At 44.8% G+C, this 22,448-nt stretch carries 20 protein-coding genes and 3 pseudogenes; 13 read left to right on the top strand and 10 right to left on the bottom strand.

From position 1 onward, the window contains the following. Positions 1-568 precede the first annotated feature (568 nt). From ACVA54_RS01780 to pdhA, 3 genes are read right to left on the bottom strand one after another with little or no spacing between them, the layout of a single operon-like run. On the bottom strand, positions 569-1,711 hold the full coding sequence (locus ACVA54_RS01780) for a dihydrolipoamide acetyltransferase family protein (RefSeq protein ID WP_172438196.1): 1,143 nt from the start codon (positions 1,709-1,711) through the stop codon (positions 569-571). Further along, positions 1,708-2,691 (bottom strand): alpha-ketoacid dehydrogenase subunit beta, encoded by a 984-nt coding sequence (locus ACVA54_RS01775; RefSeq protein WP_446609083.1) that lies wholly within the window; start codon positions 2,689-2,691, stop codon positions 1,708-1,710. Before ACVA54_RS01775 ends, ACVA54_RS01780 begins: the two co-directional genes overlap by 4 nt. Then, positions 2,684-3,778, bottom strand: coding sequence for a pyruvate dehydrogenase (acetyl-transferring) E1 component subunit alpha (pdhA, locus tag ACVA54_RS01770; protein WP_446642966.1), 1,095 nt, complete (start codon positions 3,776-3,778; stop codon positions 2,684-2,686). The genes ACVA54_RS01775 and pdhA overlap by 8 nt, the downstream gene beginning before the upstream one ends. A gap of 533 nt (positions 3,779-4,311) precedes the next feature. On the opposite strand from pdhA, the gene ACVA54_RS01765 reads away from it, so the two are divergent. The 4 genes from ACVA54_RS01765 (at position 4,312) to ACVA54_RS01750 (ending at position 8,231) form a co-directional block, all read left to right on the top strand. Next, positions 4,312-4,632, top strand: a complete 321-nt coding sequence (locus ACVA54_RS01765) for a DOPA 4,5-dioxygenase family protein (protein ID WP_119463936.1) — start codon at positions 4,312-4,314, stop codon at positions 4,630-4,632. Between the two features lie 214 nt (positions 4,633-4,846). Further along, positions 4,847-5,458 carry a hypothetical protein gene (locus ACVA54_RS01760; RefSeq protein ID WP_099081062.1) on the top strand — a complete coding sequence of 204 codons (612 nt, stop codon included), beginning with the start codon at positions 4,847-4,849 and terminating at the stop codon, positions 5,456-5,458. Between the two features lie 119 nt (positions 5,459-5,577). Continuing rightward, positions 5,578-6,930, top strand: a complete 1,353-nt coding sequence (gene yegD / locus ACVA54_RS01755; RefSeq protein WP_446649357.1) for a molecular chaperone — start codon at positions 5,578-5,580, stop codon at positions 6,928-6,930. Between the two features lie 263 nt (positions 6,931-7,193). After that, on the top strand, positions 7,194-8,231 hold the full coding sequence (locus tag ACVA54_RS01750; protein ID WP_099081064.1) for a Preprotein translocase subunit SecY: 1,038 nt from the start codon (positions 7,194-7,196) through the stop codon (positions 8,229-8,231). A gap of 88 nt (positions 8,232-8,319) precedes the next feature. Here ACVA54_RS01750 and ACVA54_RS01745 read toward each other — a convergent pair whose 3' ends face one another. Together ACVA54_RS01745 and ACVA54_RS01740 are read right to left on the bottom strand one after the other, a co-directional pair. Next, complete coding sequence (locus tag ACVA54_RS01745; protein WP_099081065.1) at positions 8,320-8,670, bottom strand: DUF5666 domain-containing protein; 351 nt, start codon at positions 8,668-8,670, stop codon at positions 8,320-8,322. 105 nt (positions 8,671-8,775) lie between these two features. Continuing rightward, entirely contained in the window at positions 8,776-10,047 is a 1,272-nt protein-coding gene (locus tag ACVA54_RS01740) for a DUF5666 domain-containing protein (RefSeq protein ID WP_446649356.1), read from the bottom strand. A 90-nt stretch (positions 10,048-10,137) separates the two neighbouring features. Between ACVA54_RS01740 and ACVA54_RS01735 the strand changes: the two genes are divergently transcribed. The 4 genes from ACVA54_RS01735 (at position 10,138) to ACVA54_RS01720 (ending at position 14,556) form a co-directional block, all read left to right on the top strand. Next, positions 10,138-10,806, top strand: a complete 669-nt coding sequence (locus ACVA54_RS01735; protein ID WP_446581533.1) for a response regulator transcription factor — start codon at positions 10,138-10,140, stop codon at positions 10,804-10,806. Next, positions 10,778-12,031, top strand: coding sequence for a sensor histidine kinase (locus tag ACVA54_RS01730; protein WP_119463932.1), 1,254 nt, complete (start codon positions 10,778-10,780; stop codon positions 12,029-12,031). Before ACVA54_RS01735 ends, ACVA54_RS01730 begins: the two co-directional genes overlap by 29 nt. A 138-nt stretch (positions 12,032-12,169) precedes the next feature. Beyond that, on the top strand, positions 12,170-13,099 hold the full coding sequence (locus tag ACVA54_RS01725) for an SRPBCC family protein (protein ID WP_099081069.1): 930 nt from the start codon (positions 12,170-12,172) through the stop codon (positions 13,097-13,099). Between the two features lie 167 nt (positions 13,100-13,266). Next, a complete protein-coding gene (locus ACVA54_RS01720; protein WP_446649355.1) occupies positions 13,267-14,556 on the top strand; it encodes an alkaline phosphatase in 1,290 nt (429 codons plus the stop codon). Between the two features lie 369 nt (positions 14,557-14,925). On the opposite strand, the gene ACVA54_RS01715 is transcribed toward ACVA54_RS01720, so the two are convergent. Then, positions 14,926-15,264 carry a hypothetical protein gene (locus ACVA54_RS01715; protein WP_099081071.1) on the bottom strand — a complete coding sequence of 113 codons (339 nt, stop codon included), beginning with the start codon at positions 15,262-15,264 and terminating at the stop codon, positions 14,926-14,928. An 810-nt stretch (positions 15,265-16,074) separates the two neighbouring features. Further along, positions 16,075-16,799: pseudogene (locus tag ACVA54_RS01710) on the bottom strand (amino acid permease); the annotation flags it as partial. A 122-nt stretch (positions 16,800-16,921) separates the two neighbouring features. Between ACVA54_RS01710 and ACVA54_RS01705 the strand changes: the two are divergent. The 3 genes from ACVA54_RS01705 to ACVA54_RS01695 all read left to right on the top strand — a co-directional run bounded on the left by ACVA54_RS01705 (position 16,922) and on the right by ACVA54_RS01695 (position 19,747). Continuing rightward, a complete protein-coding gene (locus ACVA54_RS01705; RefSeq protein ID WP_446617148.1) occupies positions 16,922-17,083 on the top strand; it encodes a hypothetical protein in 162 nt (53 codons plus the stop codon). A gap of 570 nt (positions 17,084-17,653) precedes the next feature. Continuing rightward, the gene (locus tag ACVA54_RS01700; protein ID WP_446581536.1) at positions 17,654-18,607 is read left to right on the top strand and encodes a glycosyl transferase family protein; all 954 of its coding nucleotides are present in this window, start codon (positions 17,654-17,656) and stop codon (positions 18,605-18,607) included. A 222-nt stretch (positions 18,608-18,829) separates the two neighbouring features. Further along, the gene (locus tag ACVA54_RS01695; protein ID WP_446609078.1) at positions 18,830-19,747 is read left to right on the top strand and encodes a dienelactone hydrolase family protein; all 918 of its coding nucleotides are present in this window, start codon (positions 18,830-18,832) and stop codon (positions 19,745-19,747) included. A gap of 221 nt (positions 19,748-19,968) precedes the next feature. On the opposite strand, the pseudogene ACVA54_RS01690 reads toward ACVA54_RS01695, so the two are convergent. After that, positions 19,969-20,379, bottom strand: a pseudogene (locus ACVA54_RS01690) (PPC domain-containing DNA-binding protein). 1 nt (position 20,380) lies between these two features. Continuing rightward, positions 20,381-20,956, bottom strand: a complete 576-nt coding sequence (locus ACVA54_RS01685; RefSeq protein WP_446649354.1) for a TetR/AcrR family transcriptional regulator — start codon at positions 20,954-20,956, stop codon at positions 20,381-20,383. A 266-nt stretch (positions 20,957-21,222) separates the two neighbouring features. On the opposite strand from ACVA54_RS01685, the pseudogene ACVA54_RS01680 reads away from it, so the two are divergent. Together ACVA54_RS01680 and ACVA54_RS01675 are read left to right on the top strand one after the other, a co-directional pair. After that, a pseudogene (locus ACVA54_RS01680) lies at positions 21,223-21,582 on the top strand (glutathione S-transferase N-terminal domain-containing protein); the annotation flags it as partial. A 286-nt stretch (positions 21,583-21,868) separates the two neighbouring features. Beyond that, positions 21,869-22,129, top strand: a complete 261-nt coding sequence (locus tag ACVA54_RS01675) for a hypothetical protein (RefSeq protein WP_099081076.1) — start codon at positions 21,869-21,871, stop codon at positions 22,127-22,129. Positions 22,130-22,240: 111 nt separating this feature from the next. Here ACVA54_RS01675 and ACVA54_RS01670 read toward each other — a convergent pair whose 3' ends face one another. Beyond that, positions 22,241-22,417, bottom strand: coding sequence for a hypothetical protein (locus ACVA54_RS01670; RefSeq protein ID WP_446639839.1), 177 nt, complete (start codon positions 22,415-22,417; stop codon positions 22,241-22,243). Between the last annotated feature and the right edge of the window lie 31 nt (positions 22,418-22,448).

Genomic DNA, 22,448 nt, shown 5'->3' with positions numbered 1-22,448 from the left:
CAGCGAGGAACGAGCGTGACTCAGAATCTGTTATCAAAATGCGCTGCGGGTTCATTGCTATGAAAGCCCTTCAGTGCACTTTGCCAATCAGATTCCTAGTCGCGCTTAGGCTTGCTGGAATGACGCGCTAAAATTTCCTAACGAGAATCAGATTCTTAAGGCGCTTTTTGTTGAGTGCATACCAGACAGCGTCATTCCTTAGAATGAAGAACGAACGAGCAGGAAATCTCTTTCCTGCTCACTACTTTAAGTCGTCATTCTGAACAGCGAGGAACGAGCGTGACTCAGAATCTGTTATCAAAATGCGCTGCGGGTTCATTGCTATGAAAGCCCTTCAGTGCTCTTTGCCCTCAGATTCCTAGTCGCGCTTAGGCTTGTTGGAATGATGCGCTATAAGTTTTTCAAATAATCAGAGTCTTAAGATTCTTTTCAGCGAGTACAAACCTAACCGAGTTATTCCCTATAGCGAAGAATGAGTGAGTGGGTAATCTCTCTTTAACGCGAAAGTAACCCTCACAATAAAAGGGCTTCCAACTGGAAGCCCTTGCTGATTACTGGTGATCATTCGCTAGGAACTCGGCTTTCTCAAGTGCGCGGCTAGTACTTTAGTAAACCTCGCTGCCTCACCACCGGTACATGCGCGGTGGTCAAAGGTAATCGACAGTGGTATCGCCTTAACCGCTACGGCATGTCCATCTCGAATCACCACTTTCTCAATGATTCGACCTGCACCCACAATCGCGACTTGTGGAGGAGTGACTACGGGTGTTGCGTAAATGCCTGCAATTGCGCCAAAGTTTGAAAGCGTAATAGTCGCATGTTGCAACTGCTCGCGGCCAATTTTTCTGCCACGAATACCTTGTACAGTTTGGTCTAGCCAACGGCGTACCTCTTGTGGCTCATACTCATCAGCGTGTCGAAGAACAGGCACGTACAAACCGTGTCGGCTGTCTACGGCAATACCAATGTTGACAGTACAGTGGACACAGCGCGTCATGGTTTCTGCGTCAAACCAGGCATTCATGGCGGGCTCTTCCTGACAAGCATGAACGATGGCTTGTACCAAACGGATACTGATATCTTCACCTTCTTTCCAGCCATCTAACACGGCTTCTTCGGTGATGGTAACGGCCGCGACGTTTTGATGAGATTCCGCCATGGTCGAAACCATCGTCCGGCGTGCACCTTTCAGCACTTCGGTCCCTGGGCGTTGTTTGCCAGCTTCGTCGTAGATATCGGAATCGACAATCAAGCCATCAGGCCCACTGCCTGTGACCATGGCAAGATCTACGCCCAGTTTCTTAGCTAGTAAGCGAGCAGAGGGAAGAGCGGTGATCAGGTTGTCTGGTGATGGGTTATGTTCGCCGCCAATCCAGAAGTCATCCACATTCACGCTGTGCGCATGTTGGGATACATTACCCACCACAGTTGCTGCATCAGCAGTTTGTTTTTGCTCGGAGACTGTTTGTTCTGCGCCGGTTTCATCGATTTCCAGAAGCAGAGCACCAATGTTAATTATGTCGCCTTCTTCCCCGTGACGACTCACAATTCTGCCGCTGTATGGGGCAGGCACATCAACGGTCGCTTTGGCGGTTTCTACGGTGAGTACAACTTGGTCGAGTTGGACCATATCGCCAACATCAATGTGCCATTTTACGATTTCTGATTCAGCGAGACCCTCGCCGAGATCAGGTAAATTAAACGTCTTCATTTCCAATCCTCCACGAGTTCGCGTGCGGCCAGCACAATGTCTTCCTCTTGAATCATGTAGTAATCTTCGTTGCGGTAGTACGGCATAATGGTATCCATGCCAGTGACGCGTTTTGGTGGCGCTTTAAGCAAGCACATCGCATGCTCAGCGGTTTGAGCTAAAAGCTCAGCGCCGACACCGCAGGTTTTACTCGCTTCGTGCACCACAAGCAGGCGTCCTGTTTTCTCTAATGAGCGGAAGATGGTCGCGGTATCAATCGGTTTGATGCTGGCCAAATCAATCACTTCCACTTCAATACCTTGATTTGATAGTGTTTGAGACGCTTGTAGTGATTCCACCACGCACGCGCCCCAAGTCACTAATGTGATGTCGCGACCTTTGCGTAAGGTAAAACAAGTGTCGAGAGGCAGAGCCTCGCCGTTATCCACCACTTCAGATTTCACTGTGCGATAGATGCGTTTCGGTTCGAAGAACATCACCGGATCATTGCTACGAATCGCGGCAAGCAGTAGCCCGTATGCACGTTGAGGAGAAGACGGAATCACCACCTTGAAACCAGCGGTGTGGGCGAACAGTGCTTCGACACTTTCTGAATGATGCTCTGGCGCGTGGATCCCACCACCAAACGGCGCACGGAACACCGCAGGGCAGGTGAGTCGTCCTCGAGTTCGGTTACGTATTCGCGCGGCGTGACACATCAAATGCTCCAATGCGGGGAAGACAAAGCCTTGGAACTGGAATTCTGCAATAGGGCGTAATCCTTGCGTTGCCATACCGACCGTTACGCCACCAATTAGGGCTTCGGCAAGGGGGGTGTCGATAACACGTTTAAGGCCGTATTTTTGTTTTAGCCCAACGGTCGCACGGAATACACCGCCGTTATCACCTACGTCTTCACCGAGGACGACTACATGAGGGTCGCGTTCCATTTCATGATGCAGCGCGAGGTTCACCGCTTCAACTAACGTGAGTTCAGCCATGTTTTCCTCCCTGCATACGCATTGCTTTGTTGATCAGTTCATCCCTTTGCGCGTGAAGCTCTTGTGGAAGAGATTCGTAAAGGAAATCAAAGCCCGTTTCTGGTGCCTGATTTGGCATCTTGAGATAGCGTTCGACCGCAAGTTCAACTTGCTCTTTACAGTGCTCTTGCCACTGTTGCTCTTGCTCGTTGTTCCAAGCGCCTTGGTTAGTGAGGAAGACTTTGAGGCGACGAACTGGTTCGTATTGCCATGCGGTTTGGACTTCATCCTCGTTACGATAGCGAGTAGCGTCGTCTGCTGTAGTGTGGTCGCTTAAACGGTAGCTGATCGCTTCAATAAGCGTCGCGCCTTTGCCTTTTCTGGCTCGGTCGAGGGCATTCATTGTCGCATCGAATACGGCAACAACATCGTTACCATCGACAGTAATACCGGGTATACCAGCCCCTTTGGCTTTTTCTGATAAAAACTCAGCGGCGCATTGCAAACTACGCGGGACGGATATTGCCCATTGGTTATTGTTCACCATAAACACCAATGGAATATTCCAGATACCAGCACAGTTAATGGATTCAAGAAAGTCGCCTTTGGAAGTCGCACCGTCACCACACATGACTAAAGCAGCGTCGTGATTACCGTGGATCTTCAATGCTGAAGCGACTCCGACAGCATGGGTGCACTGTGTTGCGATAGGAATGCAGAAAGGTAAATCTCGGCTAGGTATCGGGCTACCTTCTGGGGTAAAAACACTGCCTCGCTCATCACCTCCCCAGTATTGCAGGTTTTTTTCCATACCGATGCCACGACACCACAATGCAGGCATGTCGCGATAATAAGGGATAAACACATCGCTGGTTTTTAGTGCTCTGCCCACCGCAATGCCAATGGCTTCTGAGCCGAGGTGCGAAGGGTAGGTGCCCAGTTTACCAGTGCGTTGCAAGGCAACGGCTTTGTTATCGTAGGTGCGAGTTAATACCATATCTTGATAGAACCCGACCAAGGTTTTTAAGTCAGCCCAATTGGGTAGTTGGCTAACGAGATTCCCATCATGGTCGATAAACCGATGCATGGGTAATGCCTGAACGTTCATCTCAAGCTCCTTTTGACGCTGCGGGTCTTTTGGACTGCAGCTGCTCATTGTTAAATCAAAGCCAATATGAGTACTCAAGCATTGATATCAGCGCAAAAGGCTATACCTAGGGTTAGTGTTCTAATAGTACGCACTTATACCAATGCTGCGTTTAACGAACTTGTGCTTTGGAAAACGCAATGCGTTACTTATTACTGCTGTTTACACCGCCTAATCCAGTAATGATTCTTGGTATAACCAGATACAGTAAGTGTAAACAAAATGTTAATTTATGCTTTAATCCGGGCTGAGTCCAACAGTAAAGTTTTGCTTACACCGTGAGTTGGTAGGCTAATGCACTGGTTTTTAGCGTTATACGTTTTCTAAATTGAATGGAATCACTGAGTTTGACAGGAATGTTGCAACAAAATTGCCTACTCAAATCGAAGCGTTACGAGGCAGTGAGACAGCCTGCTTCTTGAAGTCATTAGGAGATAGAGGTAGTGTAGCGACTCATTAAAGGGAGCATACCCTGAGAATATCATGGAGAAGTTATGTATCACGTTCACGTTTATTTTCCGTTGCAACGAAAGGAAGAAGCGCAGGCTTTAAATGACATTATTCGCAGAGAGCGCGAAGATGTGTTGCACGTATTCCCACTTGTATGCAAATTAGTTGGCCCGCATAAAATGCCCATGTTCGAAATGCACTTAGAATCGCTGAGCGAAGAATTTGTTGCTTGGTTAGATAACCATCGCGGGGTTTTCTCTGCCCTCATCCACCCTGTGAGTAATGAAGAGCTGCTTGACCATACTGAGCGCGCGATTTGGCTTGGCCGCGAGCTCGGTGTTTTTGAGGAAAAGCTCGAGGCTTAGATTTATTGGGTAGGCGATGATATTCCCGCCTGTTTGTCCTACCCAGATTCAGCAACTCCTTCCATCGTGTGCTAAACCTTAACAAAGAGAAAAAAATATTATTTGATGTTTAACAGTGCATTAAAACGAGATTAAGCACGATAATCTAGGGAAGTGCAGTTTACGACCCCAACGCCATTGGCAGTGGAAAGGACATTTCTGAAGGGGGGTGGGTATGTTAGCAATACTCTTAGTGGCATTGGCGCTGACCATTTTTTGGCTGCTGTTTCGTAACGGCCCTGCTTTTTCTGAGCGCATGCCAAGCAAAAAACGCAATTGGGTTGGGCCTACTACCAACCAAGAAGAGTGGCGAGGCTATTGCTCTGAAGTATTTCGACCATTCAGCTCACAAACTACCTTTTACGCCATTGCGTATTTCGCTAATTTCGTCGCTGCGGCAAATGCGATCTCTTGGTCGATAGTTTACGAAGGTGACTACCCGATCATTATGAGTCGATTTGGCAGTTATTTTATTCTCAATACCCATGATACCTTACTAGTGGCAGGGTTTGTCGCATTGGCATGTTTTATTATAAATTGGCAATTCGCGGTACACTGTGCCGGTATCTTCAGCCAATATTTAGTTCGTGTATTAGTGATCAATCGAACTCGTTTTGTTGCGATAAGTTTGGTGTTTTGCTGTTACTTTTCCTACTTACTTACGATTGGGATTTTTTGGTTATTCCATGATGATTATTCTATTTGGCAAGGACTGAAACTAACGCCAGTGTTCTTGCTACTTGCTCTGTTGATTGCCGTGGTTGTGCCATCCATGAAGAAAGAATAAACACCACGCATTCTGTTTTGTTACTGTATACCCAAGCATCTTGAGGTTATTTGGGTATAGAAATTCCATTGATGTTGAGTTAGCATTGCCGACCTTTTTTTCCGTCAGTGGGAGGACTTATGTATATCGGTTTTGACTATGGCACCGCAAACTGTTCGGTAGCAAAAATGGCACAAGGTGAGCCTCAGTTGCTAAACCTTGAAGGGAGTAGCCCTTACATTCCTTCCACTTTAGCGGCACCAACTCGTGAATCGGTATCTGAGCATCTGTTTCGTCATCGCAGCATCAAACCTTTTGATCAGGTAGGCGAGCAAGTCCTGCGCCGCGCCATCAACTTCAACCGTGAAGAGAGCATTGAACTTGAGCCTGAAGATATGGTGTTTGGTCAAGCCGCGTTAGAACGCTACTTGGAAGACCCGCGTGATATCTATTACGTGAAGTCACCCAAGTCGTTTTTGGGGGCGTCAGGTCTGCGTGATGTTCAACTGAGCTTCTTTGAGGATCTCGTTTGCGCCATGATGGATAACATCAAGTCGCAAGCTGAACATGATGCACAGCAAATCATTACCGATGCGGTAATCGGTCGTCCGATCAACTTCCACGGTCGCGGCGGTGAAGCGGCCAACATTCAAGCGGAAGGCATTCTACTGAGAGCGGCAAAGCGTGCGGGTTTTCAAAATGTAGAATTTCAATTTGAGCCAGTTGCTGCAGGTTTAGAATACGAAGCAACGCTGACGGAAGATAAAACCATTTTGGTTGTCGATATTGGTGGTGGTACCACTGACTGCTCATTGATTCAAATGGGGCCGTCTTGGCGTGGTAAAGCTGACAGAACGGCAAGTTTGCTAGCGCATAGCGGCCAGCGCGTCGGAGGTAACGATCTGGATATTGCATTAGCATTTAAACAATTGATGTTCCCATTCGGCATGGAAAGTAAGATGGAGTCGGGCATTCTGATGCCAACGACTCAGTTCTGGAATCCAATCGCGATCAACAATGTAGAAGCACAAAGTGATTTTTATTCTCGTGAAAACCTTGCCGCATTAAAGTTGTTGCAAAAACAAGCGCAAGAACCAGAGAAACTCGCGCGTCTTCTGGAGGTGTACCACGAGTCTCTTGGCTATAACATTGTACGTCGAGCGGAGGAGGCCAAGGTCGCGCTTTCAGATCAATCCTCTTACCGTGCAGGCATCAATCTTCTTTCTGAATTGATTGAGGTCGATGTACTGCGTGATGAAATGATAGAGGCGATTGAATCTCCTAAGAATAAAATGACCGCATTAGTGACAGAGGCAGTCGAGCAAGCAGGGGTAAAACCTGATGCTATCTTTATGACCGGTGGTTCAGCGCGCTCACCAATTCTTCGTGATGCTGTGCAAACGGTCTTACCGAATATACCCGTGGTGAGTGGCAACTACTTTGGCTCAGTCACCGCAGGGTTGGCTCGTTGGGCCGAGGTGTGCTTCAAATAGCAATACCCTAATTCAGAGAGTAGGTTGTTCGACAATCGTCATGTTTGCGTGTTGCTAGCTCGTCATATCGATAGTTGTGGTGGTGGTTTTACGTGCTAGTTTTGTGGGATATGAGTTCAAAGTGACTATCTAATCTTCAGTTGCTTGTCGTTAACGGAAATATGACAGTAATCTCGTCGAGGATGCGGTATTCTCTCGCACCTTTATCATTGCCTGAAGCTCCGTTTTATCAGGGTTTCACGGATAATTAAGAAATTCCAAAAATGAAATACGAACAACAGATCGGATATCGATATCCTAAAGGTCGATTTGCTATGGTGAGTGTCTATGCATTCACAGGGGCTGCGATTTTAGCATCGACAATTTTTTCTCTTTTACTGTTTTTGTCTATCGATGAAAACCCGATGATGCAGGCGTTATTTGGTGGTCTGGCCATCATATTTGAAGCTGGTAAGTTTTACGCTTGGTATGAATACGGTGAGCGTCGTGCACACCGAAATTACACAGGCGCACTTACCGCGTTAGTATTTTATTTGGTACTGGCAGCGATTTCGATTGGGGGGAGTATTGGTGGCATTAACAGTGCAACCAATACGGCACAAAGCCATATCTCTGCTGAGCAAGCAAAAGTCGAAGGGTACAACCGTCAAATTACGTCAATCGACAATCAGATTGAGCTTAATAATATGGCGGCGCAGAAGTACATTGAGATGGAGCGAATTGCCACTGGTGTAACGCGTATTCAAGAACAAAATAAGAAGCTACGTGAAGAGCAACAACGTTTAGCAATGGAGCGAGATAGCTTGCCACCAGTTGCACAAGGTTCCGTTATTGGACTCATTGATAGCTTGGCAAAGGCGTTCGGCACAACGTCTTCGCAAGCGCAATTGGGGTTGGTTGTGTTCCTGTCAATATTATTGGACTTCTTTGCTGCGTTCTTCGTGGGCTTGATTGGTGAGGAGCAGCGCTTCCGTCAATTCTTTCATCGCTACGGTGGCGTCACGCTCGCGAATGTTCGAGATATCGAACCAGAACCGGCGGGTTACCTTCCTCATATCAAAGAGGACGAGCAGGTTGATGCGGCACAACCAACGGAACCTGAAGAGTCCAAAACGTTGATAGAACAAGTGAGTGAGGCACTAGGGGAGCGTCAAATTACCTGTACGAAGAAGGCAGTCTCTAAGCAATTTAGATTGTCAGCAGAAGAGGTAGACAAGGTCTTTGAAAAACTCAGCGAGCTGGGACTTGTCGGTAAAAAAGCCAATCATCATTACCATTGGATTGGATCGGGAACGGCTTAATTTCGAATCAATCAATACCAAAAAGAGCATCTCTTCATAAAGCGATGCTCTTTTTTTTTATCCTGAATATGGGTGGACGTCATCCAGCTTAGTCGCCACCAAGTTCAATTTCTTTTGCTAAGTTTTTACCGTGAACAACCACGCCTTCAACTTCGACAGTGGCACCTGCTAGGTTAGATTCTTGGATACCAGTAATTTGAGTATTGTCATCAATCATCACTGTTTTTGTTTGAAAGTCTGGCACATGCTCGGCTTGGCAGGAGAGCACAAAACTACGAGTTGAAGCGTCGTAACTGTTCACTAAGCCTGTACAACCAAACTTTAGTAATCTTTCATGCGAATCGGCGGCATGTGAATCCACGGCATGTGAATCCGCGAAACTACTTGCTGAAGCACAAACACCAAAAAGCATAATCAGTGGCAGTGTTATTTTACGCATTGCTTAATCCCTCATTTGATTATACGTATTTGAGTGAGAATAGTAGAGAAAAGGGGAATACGCACAAACGAAAAAGCACCACGTGTATGGTGCTTTGATAAGGGGTTAGTCTTCTAGTTCAACTTCGCGAGCAACGTTTTGGTCATTGATGATGATGCCTTCCACTTCAACCCATGCATCGTTGATGTTCATCTTATCGATATTTTCAAAGCGAGTTTGTGCATCGATGATCACTTCATTGTCTGCAATAATTTGTTCTGCGTTATTTTCACAATGAGAAACTGTGAACGATACTAGTTCATTAGTATCTGCGCTGTAAATGGCGTTAGAAACTCGACCTTCACATTCAAATTCTTTACCTTGCCAGTTGCCTTGGTTGTCATCCCAATCTGGTTGTTCAAATTCGATGATAGACGCAATACGCTGATCTGATACAAACTTAGATGTTACTTCAACTTCCACGCCTTGTTTTAGTTTACTCTTTAGGTTCGCATCACAGCGGTAACTATCATCTAAGCGGTAACACGTTGATGAATCAGTCACGAATGAGCCACGGTAGTTTAGAGTGAAGCTTGGCGTACTTGTATGCAAGTCCTCAACTGAAGTGACAATACCTTCGATATCACTGTCATCAAATGCATCATCAATGTCATAGCCGTCTAACTCAACTTCCGTTGCGACGAAGTGGTCACCTGAGCTGTGGCCTTCAACCTCTACCCATTGTCCCACTTTCAAGCCAGCATGAGGCAGGGCTGCGTTGCTGTAGTCAACGTTTATGTTTGAGCCAAGCACAAACATCGCTTCGTTTGCGTTCATTTGTGCAATTCGACCTTCAATTTCATAGTGATTTGCTAGTCCCGGATACTCATGTTCTACATCAATCTCAACAACGGAAAGAACCTTGTAACCGGCATTTGCTGTTGGTAAAGAAGAAACTAAAACCCAGCTTCCATCATCAATACCAGAAGTTTTTAAATCAGAGTATACGAGTTGAATACCGTTGATAGAGAATATTCCTTTATCTTCATCAATAAAGTTGATTCTCCCTGCCATTGTCGGTTCTAGTGTAACTGTTGCTGTATTGATTTTCTGCGCAGTGTCAACTCGAACTACCATGTTTTTCATAGCATCAGTGAAAGTAAATTTTTCCAATTCGATGTTGTTAAACTTCACATTTGAAACGGTGAATTTGAGCCCGTTTACGGTAATTTCGTTTCCATTAACGTCCTCAATAGAACCAGTCACTGACGCAACAGTTGGTTCGGTTACAGGTGGCTTCACTGAACCACCATTGTTGTCACCATTGCCACCACCTGAACCGCCGCCACAACCAGACAACGCAAGACCTACAGCAGAGACAAGTAATAGTTTTTTCATGATATCGACCTAAATTTGAAAGCTTATTTATTAATTTGGTTGTATCTTATGTTTTGTATCGTGAAGTGATCGTGAAGAAACGTGAGCCCTATGAAAATTTTGATTGTTGATGATAACCACAATGTTTCCGAGACCATTGCGGACTATCTAGAGCTCGAGGGAATGACGATTGATTGCGCTTATCATGGAGAAGCAGCGCTAAATTTAGTTCAAGCAAATCATTATGATGTGATCATAATGGACATCATGATGCCGAAGTTAGACGGTATCAGCACCGTACAGAAACTTCGCCAAGATCACCTTTGTGGTACCCCAATCTTATTCTTAACCGCGAAAGATACTTTGGACGACAAGGTAGCGGCATTTCATGCGGGTGGAGATGACTACCTGATGAAGCCATTTGCCATGCAGGAGTTGAGTTTACGAGTGCATGCGTTAGCGAACCGTGGGCCGAGACAAGATATCGGTACACTGAAATTTGCTGATATCCAGCTTGATGCCCGTACCGATCAAGTAACGCGCATGGGCAAGGCAATTAAGCTCAGCCGCATTCAAACCAAAATCCTAAAACTGTTGATTAAGCGTGCACCCGCAACGGTTTCTCGCAATGAAGTGATAGAGAGTGTATGGGGAGATGAGCCCCCAGGTAGTGATGCGCTACGTAGCCACATTTATGGCCTCCGAACAGCACTAGATAAAGGTTTTGACGATTCCAGATTAGAGACCATTCATGGACAAGGTTACCGACTCAAAGCATAGCCAATACCCAAGTATTTATCGCAAAATACGTTGGGGCTTCGGCTTTATGACATTTGTGATGTTTACGTTATTTTGGTCGCTGATTTATGTGGCAGAGAACAAATTAGAAATTCTTAGCTTACATCACTGGCTCGATACTGAAGCAGCACTGTATGAGGATAATTACCAAAAACTGGGCTGGGACGCACCTTTGCCGAATGTGCTTGAGTTTGACTCTTACTGGAGTGAGGCGCCGACGCCTAGTTGGCTACTGGCCTTTAAAACGCCAGGTTTTTACGAGTACCTTTTAGGCGATGAGGATAAGCACTTTGTGGTGCTTGAACATCCATCAGGTAAAGGGCTTATGTATATCGTTTTTCATGATGACTCAGATGATTACTTGGATGAATATGAAAGTTCTCTGCATCAACTGACGTTTCTTCTTGGTGGCGTGTTCTTATTTTTCATTATGGGTTACAGCATTTACATGGTGCGCAGCCTATCGCGTCCGCTGTCTCAAATTGAACAAAAAATTGGCCAAATGCCACCAGATCGCCCAGCGTTTGAGGTGGATACGAAATTCAGTGAAACGCGCCATATCGAGCAAACATTGTTGGATAGCAAAAGTGACATTGCTGGTTTTTTCCGTCGTGAGCAAGAATTCAGTCGATTTGCTTCTCATGAGTTACGCACACCAATTATGGTCATCCAAGGTTCGACGGATATTTTAAGTCGCATACCGGAACAACCAAGAGTTGCGCAGAAGGCCATTGCGCGAATGCAGTTGGCGTGCGAAGAAATGCGAGTGCTCACAGAAGCCTTTCTTCTTTTGGGTAAAGAGAGCGTTGAGTCGCAGCATTTTGGTGATCACGCGCTGATAGCTTGCCTCAATGCGCAGCTTGAAGAACTGTCGCCTTTGTTTGCAAAACAGGACTCGTCGTATCAACTGGTTGAACTGAATAGTGGACAAGTACATGCGCCAGAAAGCTTTGTAACTATCGTCATCAATAACCTGATTAAGAATGCGTTTAGCTACAGTATCGGTGATATCCAAATCGAGCTGGATGGTACGAAGTTAACGATTGTTAATCGCCATGATGGTAATGAGACTTACAATGCAGGTTATGGATGTGGGCTGGTTATTGTTGAACGGATTTGTGAACGTATGAACTGGCAATTTGACCTTGCTGATGATGGCGTTAGGTTCTCCGCACAAGTTGATTTCATTTCATTGCAAAACCGATAGCCATCTCATTTTACTTCGTCTATTACCCAAAGCCAGAGCCTGTCCTCTGGCTTTTTTGTTCTAACCCTGAGTGAAAGAATAAAAAATTAAGATTTGAATTAGACTAAGTAAGTGAAAGAAAAAGCGCAAGGAGTGACTATGCTCTCGTATCAGGTCAGTAGAGGCATTGAAATCGATAAAACTCAGGTTGAAATCATTAATTATATAAAGGATTTCAAGAGTTGGCCTGAGTGGTCCCCTTGGCTCATACTCGAACCCAACTGCGATCTCACTTACAGCCCTGAACAAGGGCGAGTTGGGTCAGGGTTCCAGTGGAATGGTACACGTATCGGTACCGGAGCTATTGTGCTTGAAAGCACTCAGGCTCATCGACTGGATATGGAGCTGCATTTCTTTCGTCCTTTTAAAAGCCAAGCAAAAGTGACGTTTCTCGTGACACCGTTAAATAAAGGCTGTCTTGTTGAATGGCGAATGCAGTCGCGTGTTCCTTGGTTCTTGTTCTTCTTGAGAGGCATGTTTAAATCGATGGTGGAAATGGATTATGACCGAGGGTTGCGTATGCTCAAAAGTCAGTTGGAAACTGGAAAAGTGCTGTCAGAACTCATCGAAATAGGGAGTCGAAAGCAAGGAGAAATCAATTACATTGGATTATCTGGAGCTGGAGTCACTCAAGAAATTGGCCCAATAATGCAAGAGAATGTCGCGCGCTTATATGAACTCGTCGAACAAAATAATGTGCGAGTGACAGGTGAGCTGTTCAGTTTCTACTTATCAATGGATATGAAGCGAGGCTACTTCGAGTTTATTACTTGCTTACCTGTTGAAGAAGGAACCAGTGCAATCGGTGACGTTGTGACTGGTACTATCCCGGCCTGCGATACCTTTGTGGTAGAGCATCAAGGAGAATATGTGTTTTTGGGCAATGCTTGGTCGATGGCGATGAGCCTTACACGGTATGACGGTATTAAGGTGAAGAGTAAACCGCTTGGTATTGAGCGTTACCTGAATAATCCTAACGACACGGAGAAAGCGAAGCTTCGTACTGAGGTGATACTCTTTCGAAGATGATTACCCCAAAGTCATTGCCGCGGAACCAAACATCTCGAGGTCACTTGGTTATACTCGTTGTAAAAATATTAACTAACATCCCTTTTCATCCTAACTGCATGATAGTATTAGGTATACAGAATGATGAATGCCTCAATGGCAACATCGCGTTATGTCATGGATGAGATATGAAAACGAAATACGCCTTAATTGTAGCCTGCATTTTTGCTGGCTTTGCTTACGCAGACGATACTCCTAAAAATATCATTTATATGATCGGTGACGGCATGGGGCCTGCTTTTACCACGGCGTACCGCTATTACCAAGATAACCCAGATACCAAAGAAATTGAGCCCACTGTTTATGACGCGATTTTGGTTGGTATGGCAAAAACCTATCCAGATGACGATACTTTTGTCACTGACAGCGCCGCCAGTGCAACAGCATTGAGCAGCGGTGTTAAAAGTTATAATGGTGCGATCGCGGTGGATAGCGATAAAAAGCCAGTCAAAACCATGCTAGAAATAGCAAAAGAACAGGGCATGACGACGGCATTGATCGCGACTTCTCAAATTAACCATGCAACACCTGCAAGCTTCGCCGCTCACAACGAATCACGCCGTAACTACGATGAAATTGCCGATGATTACTTAGACAATGAAATTAAAGGCCATTTGCCGGTCGATTTATTGTTAGGTGGTGGGGTTCGTTATTTTGAGCGTGAAGATCGAAATTTGGCGGAAGAATTTAAGCTGCAAGGCTACCAGTACCTAACGGACTTTGAAGCTCTACCATCTTTGCAAACCTTGCCTGCCTTGGGGTTGTTTGCGGATAAAGCTTTTCCATTTGCATTGGATGAGAACCCAACGCGTTTAGAAGTGATGACGAACAAAGCGTTGTCTTTGCTGCAACGTACAGATAATGGTTTCTTCGTCATGATTGAAGGCAGTCAAATTGATTGGTGTGGCCATGCTAATGATATCGCCTGTGCGATGGCTGAAATGGATGATTTCGCGAAGTCTATTGCACTCGCCAAAGCGTATGTTGATGCGCATCCTGATACCTTGCTGGTAGTGACGGCTGATCACTCAACGGGCGGCTTAACAATTGGGTCTGACGGCAAATACCGATGGGATACGGAGGTAATCAAAGGCGTACGCCAAACCGCATGGCCGTTGGCAATGGCTTTAGCAAAATCGACGGATATTAGACAAGCATGGTCTGAGTCTGTTGATTGGGGGTTGTCAGACGAACAATACCAACAATTGAAGCAAGCTAAGCAAAGTGAAGAGCCAGTCAAGGCACTGTATCAAGAAGTGAAAGATGTGATTAATAAGCAGAGCTATACCGGCTGGACGACAAAGGGTCATACCGCGGTGGATGTGCAAGTTTTTGCCTATGGTAAAGGATCGCAAAAGTTTGTGGGTTCTCAGAACAACACCGATATTGCAAAGCAATTGATTGAATTTATCCAGTAGGTTGCCATAGGGAAAGGAGTTGTATCGTTGAGTGCATCACGCTTTCCTGCTTAACACTGAGTGACACTTTCAGTTAAGTGGAATAGTTTGTATTTTGATTAATGCGTGTTTCCATCTTTGACCTCATGTCTTTGTTTGGAATTGTTAACCCTGTTTGATACTCCTTGATACAGATCTAAACAAAGCTAGCGGTTAAAGAGGAAAACGAAAACCGTTTATATTCTGTTTACGTTTGTATTCCGACGCATGACATTAACTTTGCGTTAACGAATTGAAGGGAAATAGAAATCTAGATAATTGAAAGGTAGATGAATATATAAAAATCAGTAAAGCTAGCGCTATTTCCTGATTTTTATGCAATGCGCTGTCTTATATGGCAGGTTGTATGGTTACCTCTGGTTTTGTCTTGGCTTGTTCTTTTCGCAGGAGCATTTCATTGACGATCTTTTCAACGTAAAGTTGCTGATATTGTTGATCACACCAACGCTTACTCAGGCCGCGACGGTTGAACTCGGCTCCAATGGCAACACGCGTCTGATTAGATGGACGTTTGTAATAAAGCGTCTCACACAATTGCATGCTGCTCATCTGCTGTGCATAAACATTAACACTGCTACTTCTCATCCCCAGTTGCGCAGCCTGCTGGTTACTGCAGGCAGTAGAAAACAGTGATGCAATTGCAATAATAAGAGATTTATATTTATTCATGCTTTTTCCGACGCTTAGTTAGGATATCGTGTAGGCGTTTTTCAAGATACATTTTGAGAGCCGAAGCGTGCAACTGTCAATGTGGAATTAGGGAAAACCACGTTTTCAGTTGTTGATAGTGTGTTATACCCAAGTGACTTCAAGATGCAGGATTCAGAGCGTTGTCACTGATTGCCTGTTTACCGAAAGTAAGCAAGGAAAACAACGCAGCGTAATAGCAAGCTCTTTCCAAGTTGTTTGACGATGCTATTTATTCAACAAAGAACGAGCTTCCGTGACACGCTCTCAAAGGGCCCTATTTGCGGATAATAAGGGCCTTGGTTCGTATGCTTTGTTAACAATTTTTGATTTAAAACCACTAGATCTTCAAAGTATTGCCTCGCCTTCAAACCAAGCCATTCTCGCTGAACCTAGCACCTGAGGTTACTTGGGTATACTTAAGGAAGAAAGGGGAGTTGCATCGGATACCTTTTATCTTTATACAAAATATCATCTTACTGTCATAAAAGTTTCATCTTATTGTGGTTGTGAAGAATAGTGTTTTTATACATAGTGTTAGTAAGCCAGAAAAAATTGGCTGTTATCATAAGAATGGAGTTTTCCTATGCACAATGAAATGATTCAACCATCCCACTTCGGTATTATTGGACGTACTTGTATCGCGTCAATTGCAATGATAGCGGTCGCTTTCGTTCTGTTCTAATAGCGGAACGAATCCTATTAAGCATGCCTTATTAAATGAGAGAAATTCAGGGAACTACCATCGAGAGATAAGGTATTCCCCTGAAAATCAAACTCACATCAACTAAATTAGCTCAATAGGCTATAAATAAACGCACTTACCGCAACAACACCCGTCATCATTACAAAGTAAGTCGACGCTTTTCCACGATATTGTTTGAGGCTTCCACTTTGTAGACTGCCAGCATCGGCATAATGAACAAAATCATGGCGATCACTGGGCCTGATAGCGCTTCCATCATTCCGAGAATGCTTGGATTCAGAATGGCAGCGATCCAAATTGAGATAAATAGTATTACCACACTAAGGCGATCAACTCGTTGTTTCGGCATGTCTGAATGCTTTGTAATCAAACCATTTAAGCTTTCGCACGCGCCGAGAAAATGGCCTAGGAAAGACGACGTAATCGCCACAAACGCGACAAGTGGGCCAAGCATCGCAATAAACGGGTTGTCAGTTGCGTTCGCAAGATAAGAGATCACGGATACGTTTAGCGATTTAGCCTCTGAAAGCTGCTCTGGTGAAAGAGCGAGAACGCATGAGAAGACAAACAGTAGAACAAACGCTATCAACATGACACTGGTACGGCGTAGGATCATTTCGTATTTTACATCTGCGTTTTTACCATAGTGACGACGCTGAACATTCGCGAAACTTGAGATCGCAGCCGCATGGCTGAATGAGAAGATCACGACAGGAATAGCAAGCCACATTGTACTAGCGAGTGACGACAGATCTGGGGTTTCCAGTACAGGTATGCTCCAGTTTGGAATCAAGTAGAATGAAAGAAGTGCGTGTCGCGGGTAACGCTCTAATGGAAGCAAGTAGTGAAAATAATACCCAATGGATCCTTTCATTATCGGTAGATACAGCACATCGAGGCAAGGGTGTTGCGCGTTGACTTGTGGAGCAGGTGTTGGCGAAAGTGGGAGCGGAATCGGTAGTGAAATTAACCGTTGATCCAAATAATGCACTAGCTTACATACTCTATTGCTCATTAGGCTTTATTGCCGTGGAGGAAGATGAAAACTATTTCGGTGATGAAGAGCTGCGCTTGGTCATGCAACTAGGCCGCTAATCCTGCACTTCTGTGATACAAATCCGCACTTAATCAGTGCATTGCTAAATATAAAGTGAGATCTGAATTTATTAGGTTGTTGAAAATTAAGGGTGTTTGAAATTGGCATCGGGTTTGCATTCTTATGTTCATCGTTAACTCGATGCGCCGCTTTTCCTTAGCAGGCGGTTAAGCGGATAGGGTATTACTTTTTTGAGCTTTATAGGCAATGTAGCCTCTCTCGTTTCGGGAGAGGTTTTTTTTTGCTTGTAGCTGGTCAAACATTTCATTGCTTAAGAGTTGATACCGGACATTACCGCTGTAATCGGCTATTCTGCATGGGCTTAGAAAAGTCATCGCAGATAGAAACGGGTTTAATCCGTCTGGTTTGACGCGCGATTTCCCTGTGGAAGTTATTACTCATGGATGCAGCCCACAGCAACAGGTTCACGTTACACAATTCAATGAGCTCAAGGATTTATTGATGATACTTAAAGGTGTGCGCCCAGCATTGATTGTGATGGAAGAAGTCGTCAAACTGCGCTAACAATTAATAGAAACCGTACAGTCAGTGTCGGAATACGAGGAAATATGAGCAGCATTTTGGAATGTATCAGAACAGTCGGTCGTGGTGAACGTGGTAGAAGGCCACTTAACTTTGACCAAGCGTTTCGTGTGATGGATGAATACCTAAACGGTGAATGCGATGACGATCAGATGGCGATGTTATTGATGCTGATCCGCGTACAGAACGAGACTCAACAAGAAATCGCTGGCTTTGTAAAAGCATTCCAATCCCGTATGCCCGCTATTGGTGCAGAGATCGACTGGCCATGTTACGCAGGTAAGCGAGCAGCGGCAGGCCAGCCTTGGCATTTGTTGGCGGCGAAGATCCTTGCTGAAAATGGACATAAAGTGTTGATGCACGGCTATCACGATCGTCAATCAGAACGCTTGCACGCTGAAGATTACCTCGACACGTTTGCCATTACCAAGGCCAACTCAGCTGAAGAAGCAAAGCGTGTGTTAGAAACGCAGAACATTGTTTACTTGCCGCTTAATGCCTTTGCGCCTCAAGCTGAAACCATGATCGGTTGGAAGAATCGTTATGGGCTCAGAACGCCGATTAATACTGTGGTTCGAGCGCTGAATCCTGGACAGGCAACGATTGGTATTCGTGGTAGCTTCCATCCAGGGTTTCAACAACTTCATGCTGAAGTCGAATATGAAATAGGTCAAACCGCTCACGCTGTAGTCTCATTCAAAGGGCAATCGGGTGAATCGGAATACAATCCCAAAGTAAGCCAAACGGTATGGCTGAGCCAAACGAGCGGCGTAACTTCGCATTACTGGACGGAGCAAATGTTGTCTGATGTGACAATGCCGAAACGTTGTCCGTTTGGCACATCCTTAGCCGACATGAATCAAATGGGGAATACGGTACTGGCGACTATGACAGTAGTTTTGTTTGCACAAATGCATGACAGAGAAAAATCGTTTGAACGTGCATTCTCATATTGGCAGGCGTACTGTTTAAATACGTAAAACCAAAGTGTAAAAGCTTGTAAAACCCACAGCGCAAAGTTGTTGAATCTGAATCCATTATCTATTGTTTGAAGAAGGTAAAAGATCCTAGCTCGCCAATGATATTTTTATCGCTTTGTTTTATATGAGGGGGCGAATTGCAGTTCTAGCCTCAATCGCGTTCGTTTTAAGCTCGATTGAGATTTTGAAATCCGATAATGGTAGATACAGAGGACATGGATAATGGTTCTAAAGCATACCACTTCGAGTGAAAAGGCTTCTCATCCTATTCCACAGGAAGCGTTCGATTGGTACGATGAATACGCGCATGGAAAGATCTCTCGCCGTGAGTTTCTCAACAGGCTTAGCGGCCTTGCTATATTAGGCTTTAGCATGACGACTCTTGTCGGTGCGCTGACGCCTAATTACGCTCTTGCCGAGCAAGTCTCCTTTAATGACCCAGAAATAAAAGCCAGTTACGCAATTTTCCCGTCACCGAATGGACACGGAGAAGGGCGTGGTTATTTGGTCATGCCGCAAAAGAAGACATTAAAATCGCCAACGGTGTTGGTGATTCATGAAAACCGAGGCTTAAACCCTTACATCAAAGATGTCGCTAGACGACTCGGTAAAGACGGTTTTATTGCATTTGCTCCTGACGCGCTTTATCCACTTGGTGGTTACCCAGGTAACGATGATGAAGGCCGAGCAATGCAAAAAGAATTGGACAGATCCAAGATGGAGCAAGACTTTATCGCTGCAGCGAATTTCATTAAACAACATAAAAGTGGCAACGGTAAGTTTGGCGCGGTAGGGTTTTGTTTTGGTGGCTATATCGTCAACATGCTTGCCGCAGTGATGCCTGATATGCTTGATGCTGGGGTGCCTTTCTATGGAACGCCTGCCGCGCAAGAACTACAGAAACAAGTAAAAGGCCCTTTGTTGATTCACTTTGCGGGACTCGATAAACGCGTAAACGAGACTTGGCCTGCTTATGAGCAGCAACTGATCGCGACCGATGCTCAGTATCAGGCGTTAATGTATGAGAATGTCAATCACGGTTTCCATAACGACTCGACGGCACGTTATGCACCAGAAGAAGCGGCGCTCGCTTGGGAGCGTACGGTAAGGTTCTTTAAAGAACATTTAGAACAAAGTTAGCCCAAGTACAGATGCACTTATCGGGTTTAGTGACCCTTTTGGGAAGATGAAGCGTATTGTTTGAATGCTTGTAAAATGACAGTCGAAAGTGATGAGGTTTGTTATCTAATCTAGGAATAAAGAGCGATTTGGAACGGGTTTATGTTTTCAATGAGACTTACCTTCCACTGAATACTAGATAAAGCTCCAGGGATCACAAGAATATGGCTCTGGAGTTTCCTTTATTTGCAGTTTAAGGAGTGAACTTCTAGCTCGGTATAGCCAGTCGAGTCGTCCATGGCTTTTGTAAACTGGAGCTCCGAATAAGAATGGATGATCAACTCTGCCGTGGTATCAACGAGAGTACCTTCCATCAAGTGCCCGCCCCAAACACATCCTTCTTGCTCAGACACTGAGATATGAGCGTGTTGATGTTCTGGTGTAAGCGTTCCCATCACGGACACAATCTCAAATGGCGCGTGTTTCGTTAACGTACCTTCTACGCCATCCAAACGAAGTTTGAGGTCAGAGATTCAACCAACACAAGAAGCAATCGAACCTGCTTTGATATCATGTTTTTTGACGAGCAGTTCAAGGTTCTGTTTTAAATCCATGCCTTTGGTTAGACGAACCGCGATCACTTTAATCGACATGTTATTTCCTAATCAAAACTAGCAAGCAGGAGAGAGCTGTATCTAGATCTGTATAACGTTTTGCTTTTCCGAGCACACGCATGCCTTGCATGTTGTTAAGAATAAATCGAGCCAGGTCTTCTGGTTTCAGTGTTTTCGGAATCAAGGTTTCCTTCTGTGCGTTTTTTAACACATCAGAAAAGACATCGATAAGGTAGTCAAACAGGTAATGGCCTTTACGTAGTACATCGTCGTCTTCTCCGGCGTGCTCTATCAATGCATTTTGAATAAAACAACCACAGCTGCGTTTGCGTTGTAGCTTAGCAAATGCCCTCAAAAATGATTCTAATTCTGAAAGTGACGCACCTTCATTTTCTAAATCCGTTAAAGAGGGCAGTGAGACTTTTTTTAAATACGTATCGAGCGCCTCATAGTAAAGCTGCTGTTTATCACCATAGGTGTTGTAAAGACTGAAGCGATTGATGTTCAACTCGTCAGTGAGATCCGAGATGGAGGTGTTCGCGAAGCCCTTGCGCCAAAACACATCCATAGCCATGAGAAGCTTTACATCTCGATCGAAGTTGGCCTTTCTTGCCATATATTACCTACCTGGGCCTGTTTTTAGTAATTGAACTATTTTGGAGGGATGGACAGAGAACCTAAAGGCGTTCTAACTGAACCAAAATCGCGTTAGCGCATGACCCCAAATTCATGTGAACCCACAAATGGCATCAAAAATTTCGCCTAGCAAACAGACCCAAAACGGTTTGAAATTTTTTGATAGTGAAGTTCTTGACTGATCGTTTATAAACTCACTGTAGTATAACCTAACCAGTCAGTTAGAAAAAGATAAATGGATGTGAAATGAAGCTTTATGAAACCGCAATGACGCCGAGTTGTAAGCGAGTTAACCTTTTTCTTAAGGAAATTGGAGGCGAGGTTGAGCGATTGGTGCTGAATGTTCGTGAAGGTGACAACCTGACCGATGCATTTAAAACAAAAAGCGTAAACGGTAAAGTACCAGTGTTAGAGCTCGATGATGGAACGACGCTGTGTGAAAGCGTGGCCATTTGTCGTTACCTCGGTGAGGTGTTTGAAAATGACTTGGCACTGTTTGGTGCAAACCCACTAGAATGCGCTCAAGTGGAAATGTGGCATCGCGTCGTTGAGTTTCAAGGGCTTTATACGGCGTTTCAAGCCTTCAGAAACATCACCTCATATTACTCGTTGGTATGAGCGGCTGGCCACACGCCAAGCATTTCAGGACTGTTTTTTATGAACCTGCGGGGGGGTCTACACTCGCTGTTCTCACCTCTCATTCACCAAACATCTTCTATTTCTTGAAGTTTTTCTTACTTTTTCTGCTGTTAGCCTATAATTAAATTTAAAAATAGAGTTTACCTCAATTGGTTTTAAGGCGTTTTAGAGTTTTGTGCTCTTAGTGTGTAGACGTTCTTTTCATCATGGCATTTCACCGGAAATTAAGGACATCAAGGAACAAGGAGAGGTTATGGGGCTTCAAATTAAAACCATTAACGCTGTGCTGTTCGCGTTGCTCGTGGCATCGGTATGTGGTCTGGTTGCGATGTATCAGAATCACAGCCAACAGCACCAACAAATTGAAGTGCTTCAAGCGCAGTTGATTGAAAAAGAGAATCAAATCGTCGTTTCAAATGAAGCGTTGTCATACCGACGTTATCAGCATCAGCTGTTAGTTGAAGACTATGACCGCTTTAGAAGTCAGCAGTCATTAAATAGCATGGTTCGTTAGTGAGCCTAGAGTGCGAGTATTAAGGAGTGATGTGGCGATAAGTGACGGATTCAATCACTCCCGTTTCCGTTTTATTTATGCCATTGACCTGCCTTTGGAAGTAATACGGGATTAGGGTTGGTGAGCGTCCTTAATCGCATAATACAGAGTGACAGGTGTTTTATTGAGTGACCCTGATGCAAGTGTTCCTACTAGCGCATGATCAAATTGGTAGTAGCCCTTTCCCCAATGGAATGCTTTGGTTGTTTTTGGGTTCACTCCCCCCATATTGATGGTCGACCCAGACATCCATCAAACTACGAGTGGTGTAGGGCAATGT

The organism is Vibrio sp. PNB23_22_6 (assembly GCF_052877535.1).
The sequence above is the reverse complement of the archived record's forward strand: the minus strand, read 5'-3'. Positions and strand labels throughout refer to the sequence as shown.

Excerpts from the sequence above, each read along its gene's own strand:
- ACVA54_RS01780 (WP_172438196.1), bottom strand. The coding sequence starts at position 1,711 with ATGAAGACGTTTAATTTACCTGATCTCGGCGAGGGTCTCGCTGAATCA.
- ACVA54_RS01775 (WP_446609083.1), bottom strand. The coding sequence starts at position 2,691 with ATGGCTGAACTCACGTTAGTTGAAGCGGTGAACCTCGCGCTGCATCAT.
- pdhA (WP_446642966.1), bottom strand. The coding sequence starts at position 3,778 with ATGAACGTTCAGGCATTACCCATGCATCGGTTTATCGACCATGATGGG.
- ACVA54_RS01765 (WP_119463936.1), top strand. The coding sequence starts at position 4,312 with ATGTATCACGTTCACGTTTATTTTCCGTTGCAACGAAAGGAAGAAGCG.
- ACVA54_RS01760 (WP_099081062.1), top strand. The coding sequence starts at position 4,847 with ATGTTAGCAATACTCTTAGTGGCATTGGCGCTGACCATTTTTTGGCTG.
- yegD (WP_446649357.1), top strand. The coding sequence starts at position 5,578 with ATGTATATCGGTTTTGACTATGGCACCGCAAACTGTTCGGTAGCAAAA.
- ACVA54_RS01750 (WP_099081064.1), top strand. The coding sequence starts at position 7,194 with ATGAAATACGAACAACAGATCGGATATCGATATCCTAAAGGTCGATTT.
- ACVA54_RS01745 (WP_099081065.1), bottom strand. The coding sequence starts at position 8,670 with ATGCGTAAAATAACACTGCCACTGATTATGCTTTTTGGTGTTTGTGCT.
- ACVA54_RS01740 (WP_446649356.1), bottom strand. The coding sequence starts at position 10,047 with ATGAAAAAACTATTACTTGTCTCTGCTGTAGGTCTTGCGTTGTCTGGT.
- ACVA54_RS01735 (WP_446581533.1), top strand. The coding sequence starts at position 10,138 with ATGAAAATTTTGATTGTTGATGATAACCACAATGTTTCCGAGACCATT.
- ACVA54_RS01730 (WP_119463932.1), top strand. The coding sequence starts at position 10,778 with ATGGACAAGGTTACCGACTCAAAGCATAGCCAATACCCAAGTATTTAT.
- ACVA54_RS01725 (WP_099081069.1), top strand. The coding sequence starts at position 12,170 with ATGCTCTCGTATCAGGTCAGTAGAGGCATTGAAATCGATAAAACTCAG.
- ACVA54_RS01720 (WP_446649355.1), top strand. The coding sequence starts at position 13,267 with ATGAAAACGAAATACGCCTTAATTGTAGCCTGCATTTTTGCTGGCTTT.
- ACVA54_RS01715 (WP_099081071.1), bottom strand. The coding sequence starts at position 15,264 with ATGAATAAATATAAATCTCTTATTATTGCAATTGCATCACTGTTTTCT.
- ACVA54_RS01700 (WP_446581536.1), top strand. The coding sequence starts at position 17,654 with ATGAGCAGCATTTTGGAATGTATCAGAACAGTCGGTCGTGGTGAACGT.
- ACVA54_RS01695 (WP_446609078.1), top strand. The coding sequence starts at position 18,830 with ATGGTTCTAAAGCATACCACTTCGAGTGAAAAGGCTTCTCATCCTATT.
- ACVA54_RS01685 (WP_446649354.1), bottom strand. The coding sequence starts at position 20,956 with ATGGCAAGAAAGGCCAACTTCGATCGAGATGTAAAGCTTCTCATGGCT.
- ACVA54_RS01675 (WP_099081076.1), top strand. The coding sequence starts at position 21,869 with ATGGGGCTTCAAATTAAAACCATTAACGCTGTGCTGTTCGCGTTGCTC.
- ACVA54_RS01670 (WP_446639839.1), bottom strand. The coding sequence starts at position 22,417 with ATGTCTGGGTCGACCATCAATATGGGGGGAGTGAACCCAAAAACAACC.